We start from the raw sequence: 6,423 nt of genomic DNA on the forward strand, positions 1-6,423 counted from the left end.
GGCGGGCTGTAACGAAGTCCGATCGTCAAAAAACCCGGTTTCTAAGGGATGAGAATTAAATAAAATCCACTTTTCATGACTGTTGTGGGATGGGCGGGACGCCCGTCCTTTCTGGGCGGGCGGGACGCCCATCCCACAAGAAAAAAGGGAAATTATTTAATTGACGATCCTAACCACCCGTGCGTAATATCAAATCCGCGCCTCATCCGCATGATTGATCTGTCTCTTCTGGAGACTCGGCGCCAACAGCGTCATCTGCGGTTTAATCATTCAAAAACCACCGCTAATTAGAGTGTCTACTTACTAGGAAATTATGCTCGAAACAGTTTCTGTGGCAGCGATGCCATCTGAACAGGAAACAAACACTGGGAATAGGCGCTTCCAGACAGCCGTTAAAACTATAGCAACCTTAATTTTGCTGCTATTGGTACTGCCCCTGAATATTGCTTTAACTGCGATCGCCCTACTGAGATCCATCATCATCAAACCGTTTCAGTCTCGATCGATCGCGGACTCTCCCCAAACGATTTTGATTAGCGGCGGCAAGATGACCAAAGCATTGCAGCTAGCCCGATCGTTCCATAAGGCCGGTCATCGGGTAATTTTGGTAGAAACCGAGAAATACTGGCTGACAGGTCATCGTTACTCTTGGGCAGTCGATCGCTTTTACACAGTACCAAATCCGCAGACAGAGGAATACCCCCAAGCACTCTTGAAAATTGTCCAACAAGAGAAAGTTAATGTTTACGTTCCAGTCTGTAGTCCAGTCGCCAGTTACTACGATGCCGAAGTCAAAAGGGTACTTTCTCCCCACTGTACGGTAATGCACGTAGATGTCGAAACTCTGCAACGTTTGGATGATAAATATCAGTTTGCAAAAGCCTCGGAAGCATTGGGGCTGCGAGTTCCGAAGTCTTATCGCATTACTAATCCCCAGCAAGTAATCGATTTTGATTTTAGTGACGCACAGCGTCCATATATTATCAAAAGTATTCCCTACGATTCTGTCCGCAGGTTAAACTTAACTAAATTACCCTGCGAAAACCCTGCAAAAACTGCCACATTTGTCAACTCATTACCAATTTCCGAGAGTAAACCTTGGATTATGCAAGAGTATATTCCCGGGCAAGAATTCTGCACTCACAGTACAATTCGTGATGGTCATCTTCAGTTGCATTGTTGCTGTGAATCGTCGGCGTTTCAGGTGAATTACCAGAATGTCGATCGCCCGGATATCGAAAATTGGATTCGTCAGTTTGCCAAGAGTCTAAATCTGACGGGACAAGTTTCCTTTGATTTCATTCAGGCGGCGGATGATGGAGAGATTTACGCGATCGAATGCAACCCGCGCACCCATTCAGCCATCACGATGTTTTACAACCATCCTGATGTGGCAAAAGCTTATTTGGAACTCGACCCTTTACCACAGACTGTGCAGCCTTTGGCATCAAGTCGCCCGACTTACTGGATTTACCATGAAATTTGGCGATTGGTGACTCATTTGTGGTCGCCAAAGCTAGTTTCTGAGCGGTTACAAATTATCGCCCAAGGCAAAGATGCCATCTTCGAGTGGGACGATCCACTGCCCTTTTTGATGGTGCATCATTGGCAAATTCCCTTGTTGTTATGGGGAAATTTACAGAACCCGAAAGAGTGGATTCGGATTGATTTTAATATTGGCAAACTTGTGGAAATAGGGGGAGATTGAGGATGTCAGTAGTACGGGTTTTGCATTTAGTCGGCTCGGCAGTTAGCGATTTTTACTGTAATTTATCGCGGCTTTATGCAGAAGATTGTCTGAAAAATGCTGCTAATTCAGCACTCTATGAATTTCATATTGCCTATATTTCTCCCGATGGCCAATGGCGTTTTCCCACCTCTCTCGATCGAGGTGCGATCGCAGCCGCTAATCCCATGTCTCTAGCGGGCGCTGTAGAGGTGCTGACACAGCTAAAGATTGACGTAATGGTACCGCAGATGTTTTGCATCCCCGGCATGACTCAATACCGCAGCTTGTTCGATATGCTGAGTATTCCTTATGTGGGTAATCCGGCAGAGTTGATGGCGCTGGTGGCTGATAAAGCCAAGACTAAGGCAGTAGTAGCGGCCGCTGGGGTAAGTGTACCGTTGGGAGAAGTTGTCCGCGCGGGCGATCGAACCTTGATTGATTTCCCAGCCGTCCTCAAACCACTAAATGGCGATAATTCCATTGGAGTAACCTTCGTTCAAGATGCTGCTGACTATGATGCAGCTTTGCAGACAGCATTGACTCATTCCGAGGAAGTGCTCGTTGAAAAATTCATTGAATTGGGTAGAGAAGTTCGCTGTGGAATTATCATCAAAGCAGGCGAATTAGTCTGTTTACCACTAGAAGAGTATGCTCTAAATGCTGACACAATGCCGATTCGGAGTTATGCCGATAAGCTGAAACAAAATGACGATGGCAACTTGATCTTGACTTCTAAGGATAGTACCAAGTCGTGGATAGTTGACACCAGCGATCCGATTACGGAGAGAGTTTGGGATATGGCCAGAAAATGCCACATCGCTTTGGGTTGTCGCGATTATAGTCTCTTTGATTTTCGCATCGATCCGCAGGGAAAACCTTGGTTTTTGGAAGCGGGGCTATACTGTTCTTTTGCTCAGAAAAGTGTGCTTTCTGCAATGACGAAAGCATCAGGAACTTCTCTGGATACTTTTTTTGAAAGTATGTTGCAAAATGCCTTGCAGAGATGACTCAGGCTGAGTTTGCGATCGGAGTAAGCTGTCGCGCATTTAAACTGTATATTCAGGGCGGGCGGGACGCCCACCCCACAAGACTTTAAATTTTTTTGACATACAATTTAAAGGCAGAACAGCTTAGCTAAAACATCACAAAATTTGTGAAATAATGATCGTATCAAGAACTTCTGTGGATACTTTTAGATTCAGTCGATCGGCGCGATCGGTATTTTGATATTATGGACGCAAAATTATACCAAACTTCACTTCCTATGTCAAGGATTGTCGGTAAAGTGCCGACAATCCTTGTGCCATCTTTTAGCTTTCCGCATACTAATCACCAGACAGAGGAAACCACAACATGATCCAAACCATATCCAAAACAATCACGTTTGATGAGTTCGTTGCTTGGTATCCAGAGAACTCTGTCCATAAGTACGAACTACATAATGGAGTAATTGTTGAAATGCCTTTAGGAACCGGCCGCCATTCCCGCGTTATAGGTTTAACCAGGGACGAAATCAGCGCAGAAATCAGGCGACTGAAATTGCCTTGCTTTATCCCCGGCGACTGCCTGCTCAAACCCGTCCGCAACGAGGCGGGCTACCTGCCAGACGCAGTTGTCCTAGACGAAGCAGCTCTGCGCCAGAGAGAACCGCGCTGGGATACGGAATCCATCATCACGATGGGGTCTTCGGTGCGACTGGCTGTAGAGGTCGTCAGTACCAACTGGCGGGACGATTACCATCTCAAATTCGCTGACTACGAAGAAATGGGCATCCCCGAATACTGGATTGTGGACTACCTTGGTTTGGGCGGCCGCAAGTTCATCGGCACTCCCAAGCAACCCACGCTCTCGGTTTGCCAGTTGGTTGACGGCGAGTATCAAATCAGCCAGTTTCGGGGAGATGACCGAGTTGAATCGCTGGCTTTCCCAGAGTTGAGGTTGACTGCCGAGTTGATTTTTCGAGGCGGTCTGCCCTTAACCGAGCCGAGCTAGAAGGAGTGGGGGCGATCGGGTATCAAAAGGATATCAAATGGGTACAAAAGGACACCAATTTTGTGACAAATCGGCGTTTTGTACCAAGTTTTGTACCAAGTGCTGTTTTGTAAGGACGGGCTATCTAAATTATATCAGCTACAGTTTAATTTGTCAAGGATTAGAGGCAACGTTGCCTGTAATCCTTGTGTAATATTTGAGCTTTCCGCATACTAATCACCAGACAGAGGAAACCGCAACATGATCCAAACCATATCGAAAACAATCACGTTTGATGAGTTCGTTGCTTGGTATCCAGAGAACTCTGTCCATAAGTACGAACTACACAATGGAGTAATTGTTGAAATGCCTTTAGGAACTGGCGACCATTCCGACGTTACAGGTTTCATTTCCGGTGAAATCAATTTTGAAATCAGGCGACTGCAATTGCCTTACTCTATCCCTAGTGATTGCTTGCTCAAGCTTGCGCGTAACGAATCTGGCTACCAGCCAGATGTAATTGTCCTAGACCGAACCGCACTTGCAAGCGAACCGCGCTGGAAAAAAGAATCAGTCATCACGATGGGCTCTTCGGTGCGACTAGCTGTAGAGGTGGTCAGTACGAACTGGCGGGATGATTATTTTTTCAAAGCTTCCGACTATGAAGAAATGGGCATTCCCGAATACTGGATTGTAGACTATCTTGGTTTAGGCGGTCGCAAGTTTATCGGCAATCCCAAACAACCCACTCTCTCGATTTACCAGCTAGTAGATGGGGAGTATCAGGTAAAACAGTTTAGGGGAAGCGAAAGGATTGAGTCGTTGGCTTTTTCAGAATTGAACTTAACAGCAGAGAAGATTTTTCTGGCTGGCTTGCCGAACTAGCAAGTCGAAATTATGCAAAGGGCGTAAGATTGTCGAAGCCTTCCGACGACACCAAAACCTGACAATTGGGTCAAAATCTGGCAGCGAAAAAGCGGGAAAGTACGATCGCACAAACCGTAAAAATCCTCACCTCGTTCACGATCGCACAAATATCACACAACACCTGCGGACACCACAACAGTCCAGATATTCCACATACACATTGCAATTTTTTTAATTGTGTGATACCATAAAACGTTCTCAAAAATAGCGCAACACTAACTATTACTGCATGGCAACGAAGCCAACGATCGCATTTACTCACCTCGGCTGCGAAAAAAATCGCATCGATACCGAACACATGATCGGCTTGCTGGCTCAAGCGGGCTATCAAGTCGATTCTAATGAAGAATTAGCTGATTATGTTGTAGTCAATACTTGTAGTTTTATCCAAGCGGCGCGAGAAGAGTCAGTCCGCACCTTGGTAGAATTGGCAGAAGCTAATAAAAAAGTAGTCATCACCGGCTGCATGGCACAGCATTTTCAGCAGGAATTGCTGGATGAATTGCCGGAAGCAGTCGCAATTGTCGGCACTGGCGACTATCATAAAATCGTCAATGTTATGCAGCAGGTGGAAAAGGGCGATCGAGTTTCCCTCGTCTCTTCAGAACCTACTTACATCGCTGACGAAACTACTCCGCGCTACCGCACGACATCGGAAGGTGTCGCGTATCTGCGTATAGCAGAAGGCTGCGACTACCGCTGTGCATTTTGCATTATCCCGCACTTGCGCGGAAATCAACGATCGCGGACGATCGAATCTATCGTCGCGGAAGCTAAGCAATTAGCCTCGGAAGGGGTAAAGGAAATTATCTTAATTTCTCAAATTACCACCAACTACGGCAAAGATATTTATGGCGAACCGAAACTAGCCGAACTACTGCGCGCTTTGGGTGAAGTAGATGTGCCTTGGATTCGGATGCACTACGCCTATCCTACAGGTTTGACTCCGCAAGTTGTCGAGGCAATCCGCGAAACGCCCAACGTTTTGCCGTATTTGGATTTACCCCTGCAACACTCGCACCCGGAAATTCTGCGGGCGATGAATCGGCCTTTTCAAGCTGGGATCAATGATGCCATAGTCGATCGACTCAAAGCAGCACTTCCCGGCGCCGTGATGCGGACAACTTTTATTGTCGGCTTTCCCGGCGAAACCGAGGAACACGCAGCACACTTGCTGGAATTTGTCAAGCGCCACGAATTCGATCACGTAGGAGTTTTTGTATTTTCGCCAGAAGAAGGAACCCCAGCCTTCAGCTTGCCCCAGCAAATACCAGCAGAAATAATGGAAATGCGGCGCAATGCGGTAATGGCGGCACAACAACCTATATCATTGAAGAAGAATCAAGAATCTGTCGGTCAGGTAGTTGATGTCCTGATAGAACAAGAACAACCAGAGACAGGTGAGTTGATTGGTAGATCCGCTCGGTTTTCCCCAGAAGTAGATGGACTCGTCTATGTGACAGGAGAAGCGCGACTGGGATCGATCGTATCTGTGAAAATTACTGGTGCAGATGTCTACGACCTCTACGGTCAAGTCGATTTTAGATTTTAGATTTTAGATTTTAGATTGACTGCACAGACTGATCTGGGAGCTCGATCTTTTGTCTAAAATTGTGGGATCGACCCTCATGAGTTCACGTGGCACTGTATCCGGTGCTAGGCGGGGTCAAGTCGATTTTAGATTTTAGATTTTAGATTTTAGATTGACTGCACAGACTCATCTGGGAGCTCGATCTTTTGTCTAAAATTGTGGGATCGACCCTCATGAGTTCACGTGGCACTGTATCCGGTGCTAG

5 protein-coding genes are annotated in these 6,423 nt (G+C 46.5%); all 5 read left to right on the plus strand.

Features of this window, described 5'->3' with window-relative positions; genetic code table 11:
- Positions 1–313 precede the first annotated feature (313 nt).
- The 5 genes from QUB35_RS31125 (at position 314) to rimO (ending at position 6,179) form a co-directional block, all read left to right on the plus strand.
- Entirely contained in the window at positions 314–1,708 is a 1,395-nt protein-coding gene (locus tag QUB35_RS31125; protein WP_333145542.1) for an ATP-grasp domain-containing protein, read from the plus strand.
- 2 nt (positions 1,709–1,710) lie between these two features.
- The gene (locus tag QUB35_RS31130; RefSeq protein ID WP_333145545.1) at positions 1,711–2,736 is read left to right on the plus strand and encodes a D-alanine--D-alanine ligase; all 1,026 of its coding nucleotides are present in this window, start codon (positions 1,711–1,713) and stop codon (positions 2,734–2,736) included.
- A 346-nt stretch (positions 2,737–3,082) separates the two neighbouring features.
- Positions 3,083–3,721: a Uma2 family endonuclease gene (locus tag QUB35_RS31135; RefSeq protein WP_333145549.1), complete on the plus strand. Its 639-nt coding sequence runs from the start codon at positions 3,083–3,085 to the stop codon at positions 3,719–3,721.
- 240 nt (positions 3,722–3,961) lie between these two features.
- Positions 3,962–4,585 carry a Uma2 family endonuclease gene (locus QUB35_RS31140; protein ID WP_333145554.1) on the plus strand — a complete coding sequence of 208 codons (624 nt, stop codon included), beginning with the start codon at positions 3,962–3,964 and terminating at the stop codon, positions 4,583–4,585.
- Between the two features lie 271 nt (positions 4,586–4,856).
- Complete coding sequence (gene rimO / locus QUB35_RS31145; RefSeq protein ID WP_333145557.1) at positions 4,857–6,179, plus strand: 30S ribosomal protein S12 methylthiotransferase RimO; 1,323 nt, start codon at positions 4,857–4,859, stop codon at positions 6,177–6,179.
- Positions 6,180–6,423: the final 244 nt, after the last annotated feature.

It is taken from the genome of Microcoleus sp. B13-B6 (assembly GCF_036705405.1).
GTDB lineage: Bacteria > Cyanobacteriota > Cyanobacteriia > Cyanobacteriales > Microcoleaceae > Microcoleus.

Excerpts from the sequence above, each read along its gene's own strand:
- QUB35_RS31125 (WP_333145542.1), top strand. The coding sequence starts at position 314 with ATGCTCGAAACAGTTTCTGTGGCAGCGATGCCATCTGAACAGGAAACA.
- QUB35_RS31135 (WP_333145549.1), top strand. The coding sequence starts at position 3,083 with ATGATCCAAACCATATCCAAAACAATCACGTTTGATGAGTTCGTTGCT.
- QUB35_RS31130 (WP_333145545.1), top strand. The coding sequence starts at position 1,711 with ATGTCAGTAGTACGGGTTTTGCATTTAGTCGGCTCGGCAGTTAGCGAT.
- rimO (WP_333145557.1), top strand. The coding sequence starts at position 4,857 with ATGGCAACGAAGCCAACGATCGCATTTACTCACCTCGGCTGCGAAAAA.
- QUB35_RS31140 (WP_333145554.1), top strand. The coding sequence starts at position 3,962 with ATGATCCAAACCATATCGAAAACAATCACGTTTGATGAGTTCGTTGCT.